The following is an 18,213-nucleotide window of genomic DNA, read 5'->3' on the forward strand; positions in this document are numbered from 1 at the left end:
AAGATATTTCCTGTTCAGATTGGGTTGCGGGATGCCTGTCCATCCGGACGGTAGTCCTCTGTCCCGCAGCCTAACAGCCTCGGCCAACCTGTTGGTTGGGCAACCTGGATCCGCCGAACGTGGGTTACCCGCACACCGATCTCGAAAATTGTGTGTCGGTAACCCACGTTCGCGCCGGCATTACGCTCGACAACCGTGACCGTCGAACGCCTCCAACCGTACGCGGTGACGATCTTCGCCGAGATGTCGGCGCTCGCTGCGCGCATCGGCGCGGTCAACCTCGGGCAGGGCTTTCCCGACGAGGACGGCCCGCCAGCGATGCTCGAGATCGCCCAGCGCGCGATCGCCGACGGCACCAACCAGTATCCGCCCGGCCTCGGTATCGCACCGTTGCGTGAAGCGATCGCCGCCCAGCGCAAGCGCGCGTACGGAACCGAATACGACCCCGACACCGAGGTCCTGGTGACCGTCGGCGCCACCGAGGCAATCGCGGCCGCGGTCCTCGGGCTCGTCGAACCTGGTTCCGAGGTGCTGCTGATCGAGCCGTTCTACGACTCCTACTCCCCCGTCATCGCGATGGCGGGCTGCCAACGACGGGCCGTGCCGATGGTTCAGGACGGCCACGGCTTCCGCATCGATGTCGACGGGCTGCGAAAAGCCGTCACATCCAACACCAAAGCGCTGATCGTCAACTCGCCGCACAACCCCACCGGAATGGTGGCCGGCGACAACGAACTGCGCGCGCTGGCCGAACTGGCCGTCGAGGCCGACCTGCTCGTGATCACCGACGAGGTCTACGAGCACCTGGTGTACTCCGACTTCCCCGGCCGACAGCATCTGCCGCTGGCCAACCACCCCGGCATGGCCGAGCGCACGATCACGATCTCGAGCGCGGCCAAAATGTTCAACGTCACCGGCTGGAAGATCGGATGGGCATGCGGCCCAGCCGATCTCATCGCCGGTGTGCGCGCAGCCAAGCAGTATCTGTCCTACGTCGGCGGCGCACCGTTCCAGCCCGCGGTGGCACACGCCCTGAACAACGAGGACGCGTGGGTCGATTCGCTGCGGGAGTCCTTGCAGCGCAAACGGGACCGATTGGGTGGGGCGCTGTCCGACCTCGGCTTCGAGGTGCACGAGAGCTTCGGCACCTACTTCCTGTGCGCCGACCCGCGTCCGCTCGGATTCAGCGACAGCGCCGCGTTCTGCGCCGACCTGCCCCATCGTGCGGGTGTGGCGGCGATTCCGATGTCGGCGTTCTGCGACCCGGGCGCCGAGCACGCCGGTGCATGGAACCACCTGGTGCGCTTCGCCTTCTGCAAACGCGACGAGACCCTCGACGAGGCGATCCGTCGGCTCGAGGTGCTGCGAACGGACGGCCGAGAAACTACGTAACTGCGGCCATCACCCGACGCCGCAGATTCTCGGTCGCGACGTCGAGCACCATCTTTTTGGCGCGGCGAAGCAGGAACTCCGGAATCGGCGCCGCCAGGTCGATGATGATGTCGAAGCGAACCCGGGTGCGGTCCTCGCCGATGGGTGTGAGGTTGTACTCCCCGTGCTGCCCGCGTTGCTGCATCGTCGCCTTGGCGTCCCAGACCACCCAGTCCTCACCCCAGTGGTACTCGAGGAACTCCTTGTCGGTGACGCCCATGATTTTGAACGTCGCCTTGACGTGATGCGGGCGGCCGTCGGGATGACGGTCGAGCACCTCGGCGTGCTTGTGGACGGGCGACCACGTGGGCACGGCATCGATATCGGCGAGTGCGTCCATGATCGCGTCTTTGGGCGCCTCGAAGACCACTTCCCTCGATGCCTGCACAGCCATGCGGCAAATCGTAGCTAACTCCACTGCCTAGCGCATAGGCTTTACCAGCAAATTAGTATTACCAGTCAATATCAATTAGGTCAGTGGCGTCCTGCGGAGGTGCCCCGACAGGACCGGCCGGGGTTCGCGAAAACCGAGGCGCCGGCGCGGCCTGGTCTACCCCGTTGGCCTGCACCAACGTTGACCGCGCACGCAAATGGTCGCTGCGCGCTGCCTCGGTCCACGTCAGCACCGGCGTGACGCACGCGTCGGTGCCCGAAAAGATCGCCGTCCATTCGTCGCGGGTCTTGCGCGCAAAGCGCTCAGCGAACAGCCTGTGCATTTCTGGAAACGACTCGCGGTCCATTTGCGGTGGGAGCTCGTCGGCGCCGAGCCCGAGCCCGGTCAACAGTTGCGCGTAGAACTGCGGTTCGATCGCGCCGACTGCCATGTGCTTACCGTCGGCGGTCTCGTAGGTGCGGTAGAACGGGGCGCTGCCATCGAGCAGGAACGACTCACGTTCGTCGTGCAGCGCGCCGGTCGACTTCATCGTCCACGCGACCTGCGTCAGCACGGCCACGCCGTCGACCATCGCCGCGTCGACCACCTGACCCACACCGGAGTGCTCCCGTTCGTACAGCGCGGCCACGATGCCCACCAGCGCGAGCATGGAGCCGCCGCCGAAGTCGGCGACCAGGTTCAGCGGCACGACCGGCGGCCGGTCGCGGTATCCGATCGCCGACAGCGCACCGCTCTGCGACAGGTAATTGATGTCGTGACCCGCGGTCTGGGCCAGCGGTCCGTGCTGACCCCAACCCGTGATCCTGGCGAAGATCAGCCGAGGGTTGACCCCTGCGCAGTCGTGGGGTCCGATGCCGAGCCGCTCACATGTCCCGGGGCGAAACGCATCGATGAGGACGTCGGCCTTGGCGACGAGCTTCAGCAGCGTGGCCGGGTCCGCCTTCACATCCAGGTCGACGACACGCTTGCCGCGGTGCAACAGGTCGACGTTCTCCGGCGGCATCTGCAGCCCGCCGGGTCGGCGCACGCGCACCACGTCGGCGCCGAGATCGGCGAGCACCATTCCGGCGTGGGGTCCGGGGCCGATGCCGCCCAGTTCGATGACCTTCACTCCCGCAAGGGGTCCCGCCGTCGCCACACGGGGCAGACTATCCGCGACTCTTGACCTGACGTACTCGTTTGCGCAGCCCGTCGGTGGCCGTCTCCATCAATCCTCTGGCGCCCTTCTTGATCAGGAAGCCGGGCAGCGGCACCAGCGGGTCGACCATGAGCTCGAAGTGAACCTTCGTCGTATCGCCGTCGGGGGTGAGCGTGTACCGACCTTGCTGCGCGCGTTGCTGTTTGGAACTCTCCAGACTCCAGCTGACGCCGTCGTCGTGGACGGTGTAGTTGAGCACCTGCTCATCGGAGACGCCGACGATCTTGACGACCTGACGTGACTTGCGGGGGCGGCCCTCGTCGTCGCGTTCGAGGATCTCGACCTTCTGATGCGCTGAGGACCACTCGGTCAGCGACTCGAGGTCGGTCAGAACGTCGAGGATCTCCTGCGGTGTCGCGTCGATGACGACCTCGCGAGTTTCGGTGACAGCCATGCCGGTTTCATTGCCAACCCGGCCGGCGTCGAAACCGGTCAGCTCCGCTTGAGCTTGAGGACCTGCTTGCGCAGACCGTCGGTCGCAGCCTCCAGACCGCCCTTCATCGCACGCTTCAGAACGAACCCGGGAATCGGCACCGCGGGGTCGACGGTGATTTCGAAGCGGACCTTCGTCTTGTCGCCGTCGGGTGTGAGCGTGTACGTCGCGCTTTGCGTTTTCAGCTGGCTGGATTCCAGCAGTGTCCAGCCCGCCGTGTTCTCACCCCACGTGTACTGCACGACCTGCTCGTCGGAGATGCCCATGGTCTTCAACTTCAGCCGTACGCGGCCGGGCCGCCCGTCGGCGTCCCTGTCGAGAACCTCGGCGCCCTGGTGCTGGGGAGACCAGTCCGGCGCGGACTCGACGTCGGCGATGACGTCGAGAATTTCGGCCGGGCTCGCGTCGATCACGACCTCACGGGAATCGCTGGTAGCCATGGCGCGAGATTAGCCCCGTTACGGTTGACCGCATGGAACTTTGGGAGCTTTGCGCACGGGAACGCATCAGGGACACCCTGGCCCGGTACAACTGGTCGGGCGACGCACTGCGTCTGCCCGAACTTGCCGCCGCCTTCTGCGATGACGGTGTCCTCGAGGTGCGGGGCACCGAGCCTGCGCGGGGCCGTAACGCGATCGTGGACTATCTGGGCGGTGCCGTCGCGGCGCCGAACGCGGCGGCATCCAAGTCGGACGTCAAGCGCATCGTGCGCCACAACGTGACAAACATCCGCTTCACCGAAGCGACGCGCGAAGAGGCGCGGGTCTCCTGTTATTTCACGGTGTTCACCGAGATCGGCCTCGACCACTATGGGCGCTACCGCGATGTGTTCGCTCCGGTCGGCGACGACTGGTTGATCCGCCACCGATTCGTCTCCACCGACTGGAGCGCACCGAATTCCACGATGGCGCGCTAGCCCGGCGGCACCACCGCCCCACCGTCGGGGCGCGAAATCTGCAACAGGGCTGTAAAAGTTCGCCGATCACGACCCTGCCGCAGAAATCGACGTGCCTAAGAATTTCAACCCGGCGGCACCGCCTTAGCACGCGAAATCTGCAACAGGGCTGTAAAAGTTCGCCGATCACGACCCTGCCGCAGAAATCGACGGGACTCGCCGCGCGCAAGCAGGGACTGAAACACCGGCTCGGCGGGTATATAGCGCCGGTGAGCGATGACAAGAAGGACAATCCCGGCACCGTCGAGACCGACGCCGGGCCCTCAAACGCCGACGACGACGTGCAGAGCGACCCGGCACGGGGCACCGACGCCACTGACGAGGAAGGCGTCGACTGGTCGGACGAAGGTGGTGCGACACCGACCGGCCCGGCCGACACCGGCGACCACACGCAGTGACTCAGCGCAGCGCGTCGGCCAACTCCGTGAGCGTCTGCGCGGAGGTGTATTTCGGCTCCCAACCGAGCTGAGCCTTCGCCTTGCTCGTATCCATGACCACCGATGTGCGGCCGATGTGCAACCACTCCAGCGCCGACGGCACGAACGGCAGCCGGGCGACGACACCGGCCGCCGCGGTCACCGTGACCTTGGGCACCGGTATCGGTCGGGCACCCAGTTCGCGAGCGACGTCGGACACCGTGATCAGCCCGTCGCCCGCGATGTTGTAAGCGCCCGGAGGCGCCGACGTGGTGGTGGCCGCGGCGGCGATGGCGGCCGCGACATCGTCGTGATGCACCAACTGCAACGGTATGCCGGGATCGGGCACCGGCACCTTGAGCAGTGGAAGCGCGTCGGACATGCGCTTGACTGGGCGGGGCAGATGCGTCCACGGCATGGCCTCGGCCAGTGCCGGCGCCTTGGGACCGGCGACGATGCAGGGCCGCAGCACGTACACCTCCAGCGATGTCCCGCCGACGATGTCGGCGAGCGCCGCTTCGCACTCGGCCTTCTGCTCGGAGTAGTAGTGCTCGGGTGACCCCCGCGGCGGCACGTCTTCGGTGAGCGGTACCGGGTTGTCGCTGTGATAGCCGTAAGCGGCGACCGACGACGTGTACACCAGCCGCCGCGGGCGGGCCGCGGCGACCGTCGCCTCGAACACGTTGCGGGTGCCGGCCAGGTTGATGCGGGCGCTCTCCTCCCGCGAGCCCATGATGATGAACGCGAGATGGACCACGACGTCGGCGCGTCCGACGAGCGCGTCGACGGCCTCGCGGTCGAGGATGTCGCCCTGGAGATAGGTCGTCTTCGACCAACCGTGCTCGGCCGGGTCGAAGGGGCGACGAGCCATTCCGATGATCTCGTCGACGTCCGCGACACGTTCGAGCGCTTCTACTGCCGACTTGCCGATTTCCCCCGTGGGCCCCGTGACGGCCACCGTGATTCCCATGCAGGCCGCATTCCCGGTGCGGACCGGTGAGAAACGGGCTCAGCGCACATCGGCCAGCGCCTGCTTGGCCGCGTTGTAGCCGGGGACGAACGTGATGCCCGGGCCGCCGTGGCAACCGGCGCTGCCGAGGTACAGCCCATCGATCGGAATCGGTTGATCGACATAGCCTTTGGGGCCCGGCCGATTCGGCCCCATCTGGTCGGGGTGGATCAGCCCGTGGCAGTAGTCCCCACCCGGAGCGCCGAACATGGTGCCCATGTGTTTGGGCGTGAACGTCGTGTGCCGGATGATGAGGCTCTCGAAGTTCGGCGCCAGCCGAGTGATCTTGTCGATCACCCGCCGGCCCATTTCGACCTTCATCTCGCCGTAGCCGTGTTCGCCCTCTTGGATGGGGAACCACAGCGAGAACGCGGAGGCCGCATGCTTGCCCGGCGGCGCCAGCCCAGGGTCGTTCACCGACGGGATCTGCAACGCGATCGCCGGGTCCGCGGGCACGACGCCTCGCCTGGCGTCCTCCCACTGTTGTTGGAGTTCCTCAGGGGTGCTGAAGATTCCGATGTTGGACTGCATGGCGGGGTCGTTCAGCAGCTCGTAGGGCGGCGCGAACTCCGGAATGCCGTCGAGCGCGAAGTGCATCTGCAGATAGCTGCCCCGGTGGTCCAGCCGTGAGAAGCGGTCCCGCACATCTGTGGGGACCGCGTTGGGGTCGACGAGGCCGTTGACCGTCAAATCGGGCGCGACGCCGGAGATGACGATCGGGGCCGACAGCGATGTGCCGTCCTCGAGCCGCACCCCGGTGACCTTGCCGTCGGCGACGGTGACCTCCGCGACTTTGCTTCGCAACCGGAGTTCTCCGCCGTTGGCAGTGAACACCTCGCACAGATGCGACGTGAGGGCTCCGATGCCGCCTCGCAGCTTCTTGACCAACAACGCGTTCTCGTCGGGCACGGCGAAGCCGTAGGCGAGTGCGGCAGCCGTGCCCGGTGTGGCCGGCCCCCGGTAGGTGGTGTTGCATGCCAGCAGCGACAGCATGCCGCGCAACGCACCGTTCTTCTCCTTGTCCGGCAGGTAGCGGTCGAGTACGTCGGTGACCGAACCGAACAGCAGGTCGGTGATCGTCGATCGCTCGAATTCGTTTGTCGCGCAGGCATACATCTCGTCCAGTGACTTCGGGGGCTGGCCCGCGTCGAACCGGCCCAACGCCCGAGTGGGCGCCTGACACCACGCCATCAACCCGGCCATGCCGTTGACGGCCTCTGCGCCGTGCACCTCGTTGATGTGTGTCAGAAGCTTCACCGGGTCGGTGTAGTAGACCAACGGTTCATCGCCCACGCCTCGCAGCGACACCGACATCACGTCGAGGTCGACTGTGGGCAGCGCATCGAGTCCGAGTTCTCGGCTGACCACCGCCGAGGTCGGGATCTGGACCGAGCCCGCGATTTCGAACTTGAAGCCGTCGAACAACTCGACCGTGGACGCCATGCCTCCGGCGTAGAGCTTCGCGTCCAGGCAGAGCGTGCGCATACCGGCCTTCTGAAGCACGGTGGCCGCGGTCAATCCGTTGTGTCCCGCACCGATGACGATGGCGTCGAAGTCGCTCATGGGCTGAGGCTGACAGCTGTCCCAAGTTTTGTCAATAATGACAAAACGTCATCCGGCGATGCCTTCGGCCAGCGCGCGAAGGGCTTCGCCGGTGAGCCGGGAAAGCTCGGGAAGCGAGCGCTCGTCACCGAGCATCCACACCTCCATCGCGCCGAACACCGCGGCGGCAATGCACCGGGCGGTGACCGTGATCCGCATCCGCTCGTCGGTCTTGGCATCGGATGGAAGGGCCTCGGCGAGGTGTTCGGCGATCACCTCGGCGAAGTCGGCCTCCACCTGACGCATGTGCCGCACCACCCGCCCGGGTTCGAGCTCCTGCGCGCGCAGCGCGGCGGTTTGCGCAACAGCCCAGTCGTCGTACGGGCGGGCCATGATCGCGCTGTGCACCGCATCGACGATCGGCTCCTGGGAATCGCGGGCGGCCAGCGCCGAACGGAACCAGTCCAGTCCGGCGTAGTCGGCGAACAGCAGATCGTGTTTGGAGGCGAAGTGGCGATAGAAGGTCCGCAAGGACACACCGGCGTCGGCCGCGATCTGTTCGGCCGACGTGTCCTCGACTCCCTGCGCGAGGAACCGTACGACCGCCGCTTTCCGCAGCGCTTCGCGGGTGCGCTCGCTGCGCGCGGTCTGGGCCGGACGGGGCATGTGCTGAAAGTACCCGAAACAAGTTATGTCAATATTGACAAAACTTCGCCTTGGGGTGAGAAACTCCGTTCATGGTTTCGTTGATCATTCACCTTGTCCTCGGGTTCGCGACGCTGGCCGTCATCGTCAAGGCGAATCCTGCGATCTTCGCGCGCTACGCCTCTGGTCCGCGCGTCACGAAGCTCGAGTTGTTCTACTACGTCGCCGGAATTGCCTCGGTCATCCTCGGCTACTACTTCAACAACCAGTTCGTGGCCGAGTACGCGCCGGCAGGTGGGCTGCACAACTTCGTATGGGGTCCGGGCAGCTGGTCGGAGTTCATCGCGCTCGGCTACGACAACCCGGCCGCCAGTTCCGCCAGCCAGGACTACACGATCATGAGCTTGCTGTTGTTCCCCGCGTGGTTGCTCGTCGACGGCCGCAGGCGCGACGTCAAACACGCCTGGCTGTACCTGGGCTTCATCCTGTTCGCCAGTTCGGCATTCGCCTGGGCGTTCTATCTCGCGACGATCGAGCGGCAGCACCGGCATCAGTCGATCGCCGCGGAGGTCACGTCACCGGCCTGACAACGCCCGGTCGTACAGTGCGTTCATGACCACCGACGCGCTGCGCAAACGCCGACTCGAGGTGATCCGTGTGCACATGGACACCGAGGTCACCAAGGAGTTCGACGCCACACTCGCGACGTTCAAGAACGAGTCCGGGGGACGGCCCCACTACGAGATCATGGCCACCGGCCAAGTCTTCGACGGCGACGACGAGGTCATGGCCTACTACCGGAGCACGCGCACCGCGTTCCCCGATCAGCGCCACGACAACGTCCGGTTCCACGTCGCCGATGACGCCGTGATCGTCGAATTCGACTTGCTGGGAACGAATCTGGGCGAGTTCTACGGACTGCCGCCGACAGGTAGGGCCTTCCGCGTGCCGGTGGCCGCGGTGTTCTTCTTCGAGGACGACCGCATCGTCAACGAGCGGATCTACTTCGACTCCGCGAGCCTCGTGACACAGATCGGCCGCACCGAGTTGCTCACCGGAGCCGCCCCATGAAGGTTCACCATCTCAACTGCGGATCGATGCATCCGTGGGGCGTCCCCGTCCTGGTCTGCCATGTGCTTCTCGTTGAGACCGACAACGGGCTGGTGCTCGTCGACAGTGGATACGGGTTGGCCGACTGTGCGGAGCCGGCGCGGCGCACCGGCCTCACCCGCCGCTTCTTCCGGCCGTTCTTCGACCCCGACGAGACCGCCGTGCGGCAGGTCGAACGGCTGGGCTTTCGCCGCGAAGACGTCCGCCACATCGTGGTCACGCATTTCGACATCGACCACATCGGCGGGATCTCAGACTTCCCTCACGCCGAAATCCACTGCACCGCCGCGGAAGTACTGGGAGCAATGCACCCGCCGACTCGGGGTGAACGCTTCCGGTTCCGATCGGCCCAGTGGGAGCACGGTCCCAAGATCGTCGAGCACACTCCCACCGGCGAGAGATGGCGCGGGTTCGCCGCGGCCAAGGAGCTGACCGAAGTCTCGCCGGGCATCGTGCTGATGTCGTTGCCCGGCCACACCCGCGGGCATGCCTGCGTGGCCGTCGACGCGGGCCATCGCTGGCTTCTGCACTGTGGGGACGCCTTCTACCATCCCGACACCATCGGCGGCCCGCCGCGGATCCCACCGGCGCTCGGCGCGTTCGAGAAGGTTGCCGCGTTCGATCGTAAACAGGTGCGCGACAACCACGCTCGACTCGCCGAGTTGTATCGCCGCGCCGACCCGGACCTGCTTCTGCTGTGCTCGCACGATCCGGGGCTGCTGCAGTACGCGAAGGAGACCGCGTAACTACTTCGCGGCGCGCCTGCGCAGCGCGGCCTCCATGCGCTCGAGCACGTCGAAGTAGCGCGTCGGCGCGATCCGGGCCAGGGCGTCGAACATGTAAGCGTCCGGGCCGACGAGGATTCGGGACTTGCCCGCCTCTACGCCGCGATGGATGATCTCGGCCGCCTTGTCCGGCTGGGTTCTGGTCATCGCCGCGAACTCCGCGACCACCTGGTCCTTGGTGGGTCCGCCCGGCTCGTCGCGGAATCGACCGTTGCGCACGATGTTGGTGTTCACACCTCCGGGGTGCACGTTGACGGCGGACACGCCGGTCCCCCGCAACTCCTGGCGCAACGAGTCGGTGAACCCGCGGACCGCGAATTTCGCTGAGCAGTAGGCGCTTTGGCCCGGCATGCCGACCAAGCCGAAGACGCTCGAGGTATTGACAATCACACCCTCGTCCTGCTCGACGAGAATGGGCAGGAACGCCCTGGTGCCGTTCACCACGCCGTGAAAGTTGATGTTCCACAACCAGTCATCATCGTCGACGGCGGCGTCGAGCACCGTGGAGCCCAGCGCGACACCGGCGTTGTTGAACACCGCCCCGATCGGCCGGGGCGCCCACGCGCGCACCTCGGCGGCGAAGTCGCGTTGCGCCGAGGCATCGCTCACATCCAGGACCTTCAGCAGTGCCGGGCCCCGCAGCGACGCCTCGGTCTCCTTGAGCCCCTGTTCGTTGACGTCGGCGATGGCCACCGGGCAGCTGTACGACGAGAGCCGCTGCGCCAGTGCGCGTCCTATGCCGGATGCCGCGCCGGTGATGACCGCGGTCCGACCGCTGATCGTCCTACGCTGCTTGCTCATGGCGACTCCCGCTCTGGTGGTACACGAAGGTACCGATACGGTACGCGTAGGTACCGCGCATGACAAGGGCTATTCAGTCCGCGCGCCTACATGCTGGGCGGCGTGCAGTACGCGGAAGGCCACGCGCTGCGCGGAGGCCCCGACGCGACGGTAAAGGTCGTGGAGACGGCGAGGAAGTTGTGGCTTCACGACCGACATTGCCGCCTTCGACTCAGCCGTTCATTCGCAAGATCGTCAACCGGGTGCGTATCCGGAGCCGAGTAACCCCAATTTGCAGCGGTATTTCGACGGCCAGAACTGACCTCGGGCACCCCGCCTCGAGTAAACCGCGGGGTCGCCTTCGATCTGTGCCTTGCGCCGAGGTCGAAGCGGAGTGTTGCCGGCGACGTCAGATTTTGTGTGGCGGGGATGGGTTTGTGGGTAGCCGACCGAGGGTGGCGGGTACGGGATCGGCTGCGTCGGGGGCCCGTCGCAAGGTGGTCGTCGGCGCAGCCGGGGCGTTGAGAACACAGCCCTCTGCCGATGATCGCCGGTTCCAGCCCGTCGGATTCCGTCTGGGTAAGAAAATCCCTCGGGGAGGGGCGTTTTCTCATCCGTCCCGACACCTCAGCTCGGAACCGGGCGAGATTCTGACTAAAGGCTTCAGCCCATGATCGTGAATCGTGGCCGAGTGCTCACCGAAGTAGCCGAGGCATTGGATCGAAGGCAGAAATAACCTCTGAGGTGGCCAGGGCCGGGATCGAACCGGCGACCTTCCGCTTTTCAGGCGGACGCTCGTACCAACTGAGCTACCTGGCCCGGAAGGCACCGCTCGGGCGTAACCCAGATGCCTCGCCGCAATGGCGACCCTGACGGGACTCGAACCCGCGACCTCCGCCGTGACAGGGCGGCGCGCTAACCAACTGCGCCACAGGGCCTTGCTTGCGTCCCATCGTACGGGTCGCTGCGTGTACCCCCTACGGGATTCGAACCCGCGCTACCGCCTTGAAAGGGCGGCGTCCTAGGCCGCTAGACGAAGGGGGCCCAGCCGAATCTCTCCGGGGTACTCGCAACGCGATGACGTTGGGAGCTTCGATAGCTTAGGTTATCGGCACCCGAATCCTCAAACGAGGCCGACGCGGGTCACCCAGTATCCTGTCCATCGCGCCCCTATAGCTCAGTTGGTAGAGCTACGGACTTTTAATCCGCAGGTCCCAGGTTCGAGCCCTGGTGGGGGCACTGTTGTCGGGTACTGAAGGTAGAACCGTAGCGTGACATCCAGCCGCTGTCCGCGCTGCCGCCAGGATCGCCCCGCGTTCAATGGCACGTATTGTCCCGACTGCCGACGCGAGTACAACCGGGCGTACTACCGGCGAACACCTGAAAAGAATCCGTCACGCCGCGACGGCAAACAGAAGGCGATCGCAGGCGCCAAGGCATACGTTCTGCAGTACTTGCTGACCCACCCGTGCGTCGATTGCGGTGAAGATGACGTCGTGGTGCTCGAGTTCGACCACGTGACAGGAAACAAGCTCCGTGACGTCGGAGCGATGGCGCGCGCCGGCTGGAACCTGGCCGCCATACAAGCCGAGATCGCGAAGTGTGAAGTTCGCTGCGCGAATTGCCATCGACGAATCACCGCGCGGCGTCGACATAACCGACCGGCCTGATCGGCAGCACTTCTCGCGCCTAATCGCCGAATCAGACCGGCGGGCAATAGAACTGCGGCTGACCCCGGTACTCGACTGGCGGGAGGTTGCGCGCCGGCGTCTCGACCAGCGGCGCGTCTGCAGGCAGCCGACCCGTGGCACGGTCCATCGCGGAACGCTTGCGCGGATGCATCAGCCACCGCTTGGGCAACACCTTGGTCGCCAGCGTCACAACATCGCAGAAGCGCCGGTGCAACCACTCCTGTCGAGGTGACCAGGTGTAACCCATCAGCTCCCGAACCGGCGGATCGTAGAGGGCGACGGTCATGAACGTCAGAAAGCGCTGCATCACTTTGAGGTTCAGCCGCCACAACGGATCCGGAACCCACTCCAGCGAAGGGTGTTTGGGCATCGTCGAGAGATCCATCACCTCGCGGGCGGCCCAGTTGTTCTCCAAGACGTTGTTGCACATGTGATCCCAGTACTCCTGGAATTCTTCCCACGTCTTGGGCACGGGCCGCATGCTCATCCCGTACATCCGGTACCAGGTGATGTGTTCGTCGAACAGCTGCCGCTTCTGGGCCTCGGTCAGCCCGCCGCCGAACTTCTCGGCGGCCAGCAGGGTCGACTTGAAGAACGTCGCGTGCGCCCAGTAGAAGACGTCGGGGTTGAGCGCGCTGTACCTTCGGCCGCGCTCGTCGGTGCCCTTGATGCCGATGTGGTAGTCGCGGACCTCCGCGCCTGTCCTCGGTGCGCGATCACCGTCGAACACCACGCCGCCGATGGGGTAGATCGAACGCAGCAGCCGCGGAATCCGCTCAAGGAAGAAGATCGAGTGCTCCTGCACAGCGGCGCCCAACTGCGGGTGCATGTTCTGCATAGAGCCCGCCCAGGTGCCCTGGAACAGGCCGGTCCACTGACCGAAGTACCGCCACGTCAGCGAGTCGGGGCCCAGTGGCAGCGGTGGCGCGTCGTAGCCGCCGGAGGTCACCGGACAGCCCGCAGCCAGCGAGGAAGAACCCTCCTGCCCTCCCGACGGGCGGCGCTCCCGGGACACGGGGCACGTTTCAGACGTATCTTGAGTCACTGGTGTACTTCCGTCCGGAGGTAGCAGGATTTCTGACTACGGGCGTTGTCATACCGAGCTTAGGAGGGATGTGCCTTCGGGTCAAAGACGGGGCCGATGGTCGGGCGTGCCCTTGCAGGACCGTCAGGTGCTTCGCCGCGACGAACTCATCGCCGCGGGAGTGGAGCTTCTCGGTGCCGCCGAGGGCCCGTCCCTCACCGTCCGCGCCGTATGCCGCGCGGCCGGGTTGACCGAGCGCTACTTCTACGAAAGTTTCACCGACCGCGACGAATTCGTCCGCGCCGTGTACGACGACGTCTGCGCAAAGGCCATGTCCACATTGACCTCGGCCGAAACCCCGCGCGACGCCGTCGAGCGGTTCGTCGCCTTGATGGTCGACGACCCGACCCGGGGCCGGGTGCTGCTGCTCGCGCCGGCAAGCGAACCGGTGCTGACGCGGTCGGGCGCCGAGTGGATGCCCAGCTTCATCGAGCTGCTGCAGCGCAAACTCACCCGCATCACCGATCCCGAACGGGCGGCGATGACCGCCACCGGGCTGATCGGGGCCCTGACCGCGCTGTTCACCGCCTACCTCAACGGCAGGCTGGCCGCCACGCGAGAGCACTTCATCGACTACTGCGTCGAGATGCTGCTCGGCCGGGTGTCGAGCTACTAGACCGGCCTACTCGTCGGGGGTGACTGGCGCTTCCAGCTCTTCCTGCTCCTCGTTGGCGGCTTCCTCTTCGGCCTTGGACTTGGCCTCCCGACCGAGCGGATTGGCAACCGACGCGCCGGGATTCGTCGCCGTCGCATAACCACCCGCGCAGTTCAGCGCGAGGTGAACCTGGCTGCCCGAGGCGTCGATGCGAAGAAACGACGCGTCCCAGGCGTTGGTGACGATGCACTCGCCTTGATCGAGTTTGTCCCCCACGCGGGCGGCGACCACCGCCGTGCCGCCCTCCTCCTCGATCGCCGAAACCGCGTCGGAGTAGGTCTGGCCCACGACGTCCGGGGCGGCTGCCGCCGTCGCCGTGCCGAACAGCGCCATCGCCGACACCGCCGCACCGACCGCGCTGATCCCCAACATTCGCATTCGCATCGTCTGCTCGCCTCCGTGAGTGTGCTCCGGAGCGGCGCTGACGGGTGCCGTCCACCCCGGGGCGTGGATTCCACGCCACCCTCACGGGGCGGTGTGAACGTCGCGATGCGTCGAGGTTGACGGCGGGTGAAAACAGTTGAGCTTTGTGAAGCCCGCGTTACTCGTCAGGCGTGACGGGCGCTTCCAGTTCGCTCAGTTCCTGCTTGGCAGCTTCCTGCTCGGCCTTGGACTTGGCCGCGCGTCCGAGCGGATTAGCAACGGAGGCACCGGGATTGGTGGCAGTCGCGTATTCGCCGGCGCAGTTCAACGCGACAGACATCTCGTTCGAGTCGGCCTGGCTGATCCGCAGGAACGACGAGTCCCAGATGTTGGTGACGATGCAATCGCCGAGGTCGAGCTTGTCGCCGACCCGGGAGGCGACCACTGCCGTCCCGCCGGCGTTCTCGATCTGTTGCTGAGCGTCGGAGTACTTCATGCCCACGACGCTGGGAGCGGCCGAGGCGGTGCCCGAGCCCAAAACGACAGCCGACGCCGCAACGCTCATCGCCGACATGAAGCCGATGGAGAGGATCTTCTTCACGTGCCCCAACCTCCGTGTCCGGGCGATGACCGCCGTGTAAACGCTGGTGGCAGTCTATTGCGGTTCGGTATACACCGCCACCGGAGCGAAGCGCCGGTTGTGGAGGTCAGACGGGTGAGAACTCAGTTGTCCGGCGTGACGGGAGCGGCCAGTTCCTGCTCTTCCAGCCTCGCCGCCTCGCGCGCGGCTTTCGCCTGCTGACGTTGCTGCTCGGCCTTGGCGTCGCGGCCGACGGGGCTCATGGCGGAGTTGCCCGGCGCGCCGGGCGCGGCGACCGCGGCATTGCAGTTCAGGGCCACCATGACATCGCTGTTGGAGACCGGGCGCCCCCGCGAGTTCGGGCGGCGGACAGCGGCATCCCACGCGTTCGTCACCAGGCAGTTGCCTTCGTCGGCGCTGCTCCCCACCCGCGTCGCGACCACGGCGTTGCCGCCGTACTGCTGGATGATCTTCTTGGCGTCTTTATATGGCCGGTCGACGACGTCGGGAACCGCGTGGGCCTGGCCCGCTCCGACGAGCGCGGTACCCGCCGCTACCGCGGCGATGGCCGCGCCTGTCCACAGATGCCGCAACTTGAGCAACGCCCGCCCTCCGAGTCTCCTGTGATGCCGCATTCAGGGCGTAAGTGTTTGCCCGACGGGGATACTACATCGACGGATGGGTCTGGAGAGGCGGTTGTGACACTGTTGCCAGGAACTTGATGTCACCGGGGGACACAGATATATTGAGTGCAACCAACGGGTACAGATATTTAATGGGTGGGGCTCTCGCACGCGAGAAGGAGCAAGGATCAATGCACGAGAATTTGACTGACCTACATCTGCTGCATGAGCTCGAACCTGTCGTCGAGAAGTACCTCAACCGGCACTTGTCGATGCGCAAGGACTGGAATCCGCACGACTACATCCCGTGGTCGGATGGCAAGAACTACTACGCACTGGGCGGCCAGGATTGGGATCCCGAGCAGTCGCAACTGTCGGAAGTCGCCCAGGTGGCGATGATCCAGAACCTGCTGACCGAGGACAACCTGCCGTCGTATCACCGCGAGATCGCGATGAACATGGGCATGGACGGCGCATGGGGCCAGTGGGTCAACCGGTGGACCGCCGAGGAGAACCGGCACGGCATCGCGCTGCGCGACTACCTCGTCGTCACCCGTTCGGTCGACCCCGTGCAGCTGGAACAGCTGCGCGTCGAGCAGGTCACCCGCGGCTTCTCCCCCGGCCAGAACCAGCAGGGCGACCTCTTCGCGGAGAGCCTCTTCGACTCGGTCATCTACGTGACCTTCCAGGAGCTGGCGACCCGCGTCTCGCACCGCAACACCGGCAAGGCGTGCAACGAGACCGTCGCCGACCAGCTGCTGGCTCGGGTGTCGGCCGATGAGAACCTGCACATGATCTTCTACCGGGACGTCAGCGAAGCCGGCTTCGACATCGCGCCCGACCAGGCGATGCACTGTCTGCACCGCGTGCTGCGCAACTTCAAGATGCCCGGTTACACGGTTCCCGAGTTCCGCCGCAAGGCCGTCATCATCGCCGTCGGCGGTGTCTACGATCCGCGTATCCACCTCGACGATGTGGTGATGCCGGTGCTCAAGAAGTGGCGGATCTTCGAACGCGAAGACTTCACCGGTGAGGCCGCGCGCATGCGCGACGACCTCGGTGTGCTCGTCGAGGAGCTGGAGGAGGCCTCGCAGAAGTTCGAGGAATCCAAGCAGCGTCGCCTCGAGCGCGAGGCGCGCAAGGCCGAGAAGCTCTCCGCGAAGAAGGTTCTGGCCTCCTCGCCCTCATGACGGTCCTGGCCGACGAGCGCGAACTGCTGATCGGCCCGATTCGACTCCGCAGCCCCGTCGTACTGGCGCCGATGGCCGGTGTGACCAACGTTGCGTTCCGAACCCTGTGCCGCGAACTCGAGCTGGCCAAAGCGGGCACGGTCAGCGGCTTGTACGTGTGTGAGATGGTCACCGCGCGAGCTCTGGTCGAGCGGCATCCCGGGACCATGCACATGGTGACGTTTGCGCCCGACGAGACCCCGCGTTCGCTGCAGCTGTACTCGGTCGACCCTCAGAACACCTACGCCGCGGCGAAGATGATCGTCGACGAAGGTCTGGCCGACCACATCGACATGAACTTCGGCTGCCCGGTCCCCAAGGTCACCCGGCGCGGCGGGGGTGCTGCCCTGCCGTACAAGCGCAGGCTGTTCGGGCAGATCGTCGCCGCGGCGGTCCGCGCGACCGAGGGCACCGAGATCCCCGTGACGGTGAAGTTCCGCATCGGGATCGACGACGGGCACCGCACCCATCTGGACGCAGGCAGGATCGCCGCCGAGGAGGGCGCCGCAGCGGTGGCTCTGCACGCGCGGACCGCGGCTCAGCGTTATTCCGGCAAGGCGGACTGGGACCAGATCGCGGCGCTCAAAGCGCACGTCACGGGCGTACCCGTGCTGGGCAACGGGGACATCTTCGAAGCCTCCGACGCGTTGGCGATGATGACGGCCACCGGATGCGACGGTTTGGTGATCGGTCGCGGCTGTCTGGGCAGACCCTGGTTGTTCGCCGAACTGTCGGCCGCGTTCACGGGGCGTCCCGCGCCCGCACCGCCCACGCTCGGCGAGGTGGCGTCGATCATCGTGCGTCACGGCGAACTGTTGGCAGCCCATTTCGGTGAGGACAAGGGCATGCGCGACATCCGCAAGCATGTCGCCTGGTATTTGCACGGTTTTCCCGCCGGCGCCGACCTGCGACGGGCGTTGGCGCTGGTCAAATCCCTTTCCGAGCTCGAGGAACTGCTCAGCAGGCTCGATGCCGACGTGCCCTTCCCCGACGCCGCGACCGGTCCACGCGGCCGCCAGGGGTCTGCTGCCTCGGTGGCACTGCCCGAGGGCTGGCTGGCCGATCCCGACGACTGCACGGTGCCCGCCGGTGCCGAGGTCATGCACTCCGGTGGGTAGCCGTCTCCCAGTCGTCTCCGTCCTGAGACGACTCTGACATCACATCTCTCAGGATGTCTCAGTACGATATGAGTCTCGTTCGTAATGCGCTCCCGTCGCGGAGTCACCCAGGTGTCGTTGCAATGGCGCGCGGTGCCGTGTTCGCCCCTGAGCTGCACATGTCGAGAGTCGG

At 65.8% G+C, this 18,213-nt stretch carries 23 protein-coding genes and 4 tRNA genes; 11 read left to right on the forward strand and 16 right to left on the reverse strand.

Translation table 11 applies throughout. From position 1 onward, the window contains the following. Nucleotides 1-195 precede the first annotated feature (195 nt). A complete protein-coding gene (locus AU192_RS14995; RefSeq protein WP_064397505.1) occupies nt 196-1,392 on the forward strand; it encodes a pyridoxal phosphate-dependent aminotransferase in 1,197 nt (398 codons plus the stop codon). Here the strand turns inward: AU192_RS14995 and AU192_RS15000 are convergent. Genes AU192_RS15000 through AU192_RS15015 form a run of 4 tightly spaced genes read right to left on the reverse strand, consistent with a single transcriptional unit; the run spans nt 1,385 to nt 3,896 of the window. Next, complete coding sequence (locus AU192_RS15000; RefSeq protein ID WP_064397507.1) at nt 1,385-1,825, reverse strand: SRPBCC family protein; 441 nt, start codon at nt 1,823-1,825, stop codon at nt 1,385-1,387. The two genes, AU192_RS14995 and AU192_RS15000, sit on opposite strands and share 8 nt — an antisense overlap. A gap of 58 nt (nt 1,826-1,883) precedes the next feature. Then, nucleotides 1,884-2,963, reverse strand: coding sequence for a CaiB/BaiF CoA transferase family protein (locus tag AU192_RS15005; RefSeq protein WP_082695024.1), 1,080 nt, complete (start codon nt 2,961-2,963; stop codon nt 1,884-1,886). Nucleotides 2,964-2,973: 10 nt separating this feature from the next. Continuing rightward, a complete protein-coding gene (locus AU192_RS15010; RefSeq protein ID WP_064397511.1) occupies nt 2,974-3,417 on the reverse strand; it encodes an SRPBCC family protein in 444 nt (147 codons plus the stop codon). A gap of 38 nt (nt 3,418-3,455) precedes the next feature. Next, nucleotides 3,456-3,896 carry an SRPBCC family protein gene (locus tag AU192_RS15015; RefSeq protein ID WP_064397513.1) on the reverse strand — a complete coding sequence of 147 codons (441 nt, stop codon included), beginning with the start codon at nt 3,894-3,896 and terminating at the stop codon, nt 3,456-3,458. A 32-nt stretch (nt 3,897-3,928) separates the two neighbouring features. Here AU192_RS15015 and AU192_RS15020 point away from each other — a divergent pair, with 32 nt between their 5' ends. Both AU192_RS15020 and AU192_RS15025 read left to right on the forward strand, forming a co-directional pair. After that, a complete protein-coding gene (locus AU192_RS15020) occupies nt 3,929-4,372 on the forward strand; it encodes a nuclear transport factor 2 family protein (RefSeq protein WP_064397515.1) in 444 nt (147 codons plus the stop codon). A 248-nt stretch (nt 4,373-4,620) separates the two neighbouring features. Beyond that, nucleotides 4,621-4,809, forward strand: coding sequence for a hypothetical protein (locus AU192_RS15025; RefSeq protein WP_064397517.1), 189 nt, complete (start codon nt 4,621-4,623; stop codon nt 4,807-4,809). A 1-nt stretch (nt 4,810) separates the two neighbouring features. Here AU192_RS15025 and AU192_RS15030 read toward each other — a convergent pair whose 3' ends face one another. The 3 genes from AU192_RS15030 to AU192_RS15040 are packed head-to-tail and all read right to left on the reverse strand — an operon-like array spanning nt 4,811 to nt 8,044. Next, nucleotides 4,811-5,797 carry an NAD-dependent epimerase/dehydratase family protein gene (locus tag AU192_RS15030; protein ID WP_064397519.1) on the reverse strand — a complete coding sequence of 329 codons (987 nt, stop codon included), beginning with the start codon at nt 5,795-5,797 and terminating at the stop codon, nt 4,811-4,813. Between the two features lie 39 nt (nt 5,798-5,836). After that, nucleotides 5,837-7,399 carry a phytoene desaturase family protein gene (locus AU192_RS15035; protein WP_064397521.1) on the reverse strand — a complete coding sequence of 521 codons (1,563 nt, stop codon included), beginning with the start codon at nt 7,397-7,399 and terminating at the stop codon, nt 5,837-5,839. Between the two features lie 48 nt (nt 7,400-7,447). Beyond that, nucleotides 7,448-8,044: a TetR/AcrR family transcriptional regulator gene (locus tag AU192_RS15040; RefSeq protein WP_064397524.1), complete on the reverse strand. Its 597-nt coding sequence runs from the start codon at nt 8,042-8,044 to the stop codon at nt 7,448-7,450. Between the two features lie 71 nt (nt 8,045-8,115). Between AU192_RS15040 and AU192_RS15045 the strand changes: the two genes are divergently transcribed. From AU192_RS15045 to AU192_RS15055, 3 genes are read left to right on the forward strand one after another with little or no spacing between them, the layout of a single operon-like run. Next, on the forward strand, nt 8,116-8,610 hold the full coding sequence (locus AU192_RS15045) for a DUF2834 domain-containing protein (RefSeq protein WP_064397526.1): 495 nt from the start codon (nt 8,116-8,118) through the stop codon (nt 8,608-8,610). 25 nt (nt 8,611-8,635) lie between these two features. Then, nucleotides 8,636-9,094, forward strand: coding sequence for an ester cyclase (locus AU192_RS15050; protein WP_064397528.1), 459 nt, complete (start codon nt 8,636-8,638; stop codon nt 9,092-9,094). Continuing rightward, the gene (locus tag AU192_RS15055) at nt 9,091-9,879 is read left to right on the forward strand and encodes an MBL fold metallo-hydrolase (protein WP_064397530.1); all 789 of its coding nucleotides are present in this window, start codon (nt 9,091-9,093) and stop codon (nt 9,877-9,879) included. The genes AU192_RS15050 and AU192_RS15055 overlap by 4 nt, the downstream gene beginning before the upstream one ends. On the opposite strand, the gene AU192_RS15060 is transcribed toward AU192_RS15055, so the two are convergent. From AU192_RS15060 to AU192_RS15075, 4 genes are all read right to left on the reverse strand, one after another. Continuing rightward, a complete protein-coding gene (locus AU192_RS15060) occupies nt 9,880-10,719 on the reverse strand; it encodes an SDR family NAD(P)-dependent oxidoreductase (protein WP_064397531.1) in 840 nt (279 codons plus the stop codon). It abuts the gene before it with no gap. 724 nt (nt 10,720-11,443) lie between these two features. Next, nucleotides 11,444-11,517, reverse strand: a tRNA-Phe gene (locus tag AU192_RS15065). 42 nt (nt 11,518-11,559) lie between these two features. After that, a tRNA-Asp gene (locus tag AU192_RS15070) sits at nt 11,560-11,636 on the reverse strand. A 33-nt stretch (nt 11,637-11,669) separates the two neighbouring features. After that, a tRNA-Glu gene (locus tag AU192_RS15075) sits at nt 11,670-11,742 on the reverse strand. Between the two features lie 122 nt (nt 11,743-11,864). Between AU192_RS15075 and AU192_RS15080 the strand changes: the two genes are divergently transcribed. Beyond that, nucleotides 11,865-11,937: transfer RNA gene (locus AU192_RS15080), tRNA-Lys, on the forward strand. A 155-nt stretch (nt 11,938-12,092) separates the two neighbouring features. On the opposite strand, the gene AU192_RS15085 is transcribed toward AU192_RS15080, so the two are convergent. Both AU192_RS15085 and AU192_RS15090 read right to left on the reverse strand, forming a co-directional pair. After that, nucleotides 12,093-12,353, reverse strand: a complete 261-nt coding sequence (locus AU192_RS15085) for a hypothetical protein (RefSeq protein ID WP_064397532.1) — start codon at nt 12,351-12,353, stop codon at nt 12,093-12,095. A gap of 46 nt (nt 12,354-12,399) precedes the next feature. Beyond that, the gene (locus tag AU192_RS15090) at nt 12,400-13,434 is read right to left on the reverse strand and encodes an oxygenase MpaB family protein (RefSeq protein ID WP_064397534.1); all 1,035 of its coding nucleotides are present in this window, start codon (nt 13,432-13,434) and stop codon (nt 12,400-12,402) included. Nucleotides 13,435-13,504: 70 nt separating this feature from the next. Between AU192_RS15090 and AU192_RS15095 the strand changes: the two genes are divergently transcribed. Continuing rightward, the gene (locus AU192_RS15095; protein WP_064397536.1) at nt 13,505-14,089 is read left to right on the forward strand and encodes a TetR/AcrR family transcriptional regulator; all 585 of its coding nucleotides are present in this window, start codon (nt 13,505-13,507) and stop codon (nt 14,087-14,089) included. A gap of 6 nt (nt 14,090-14,095) precedes the next feature. On the opposite strand, the gene AU192_RS15100 is transcribed toward AU192_RS15095, so the two are convergent. After that, complete coding sequence (locus tag AU192_RS15100; RefSeq protein WP_120275655.1) at nt 14,096-14,512, reverse strand: hypothetical protein; 417 nt, start codon at nt 14,510-14,512, stop codon at nt 14,096-14,098. A gap of 157 nt (nt 14,513-14,669) precedes the next feature. Continuing rightward, nucleotides 14,670-14,987 (reverse strand): hypothetical protein, encoded by a 318-nt coding sequence (locus tag AU192_RS15105; RefSeq protein WP_332888966.1) that lies wholly within the window; start codon nt 14,985-14,987, stop codon nt 14,670-14,672. On the opposite strand from AU192_RS15105, the gene AU192_RS25960 reads away from it, so the two are divergent. Next, complete coding sequence (locus AU192_RS25960) at nt 14,986-15,132, forward strand: hypothetical protein (protein WP_235629640.1); 147 nt, start codon at nt 14,986-14,988, stop codon at nt 15,130-15,132. The genes AU192_RS15105 and AU192_RS25960 overlap by 2 nt on opposite strands. Before the next feature lie 82 nt (nt 15,133-15,214). On the opposite strand, the gene AU192_RS15110 is transcribed toward AU192_RS25960, so the two are convergent. Then, a complete protein-coding gene (locus tag AU192_RS15110; protein ID WP_233151447.1) occupies nt 15,215-15,673 on the reverse strand; it encodes a PASTA domain-containing protein in 459 nt (152 codons plus the stop codon). Nucleotides 15,674-15,885: 212 nt separating this feature from the next. Between AU192_RS15110 and AU192_RS15115 the strand changes: the two genes are divergently transcribed. Beyond that, nucleotides 15,886-16,884, forward strand: a complete 999-nt coding sequence (locus AU192_RS15115; protein ID WP_064348081.1) for an acyl-ACP desaturase — start codon at nt 15,886-15,888, stop codon at nt 16,882-16,884. Continuing rightward, on the forward strand, nt 16,881-18,041 hold the full coding sequence (gene dusB / locus AU192_RS15120; RefSeq protein ID WP_064397541.1) for a tRNA dihydrouridine synthase DusB: 1,161 nt from the start codon (nt 16,881-16,883) through the stop codon (nt 18,039-18,041). The genes AU192_RS15115 and dusB overlap by 4 nt, the downstream gene beginning before the upstream one ends. Nucleotides 18,042-18,213: the final 172 nt, after the last annotated feature.

Source organism: Mycobacterium lehmannii (assembly GCF_001499925.1).
Taxonomy (GTDB): Bacteria; Actinomycetota; Actinomycetes; order Mycobacteriales; family Mycobacteriaceae; genus Mycobacterium; species Mycobacterium lehmannii.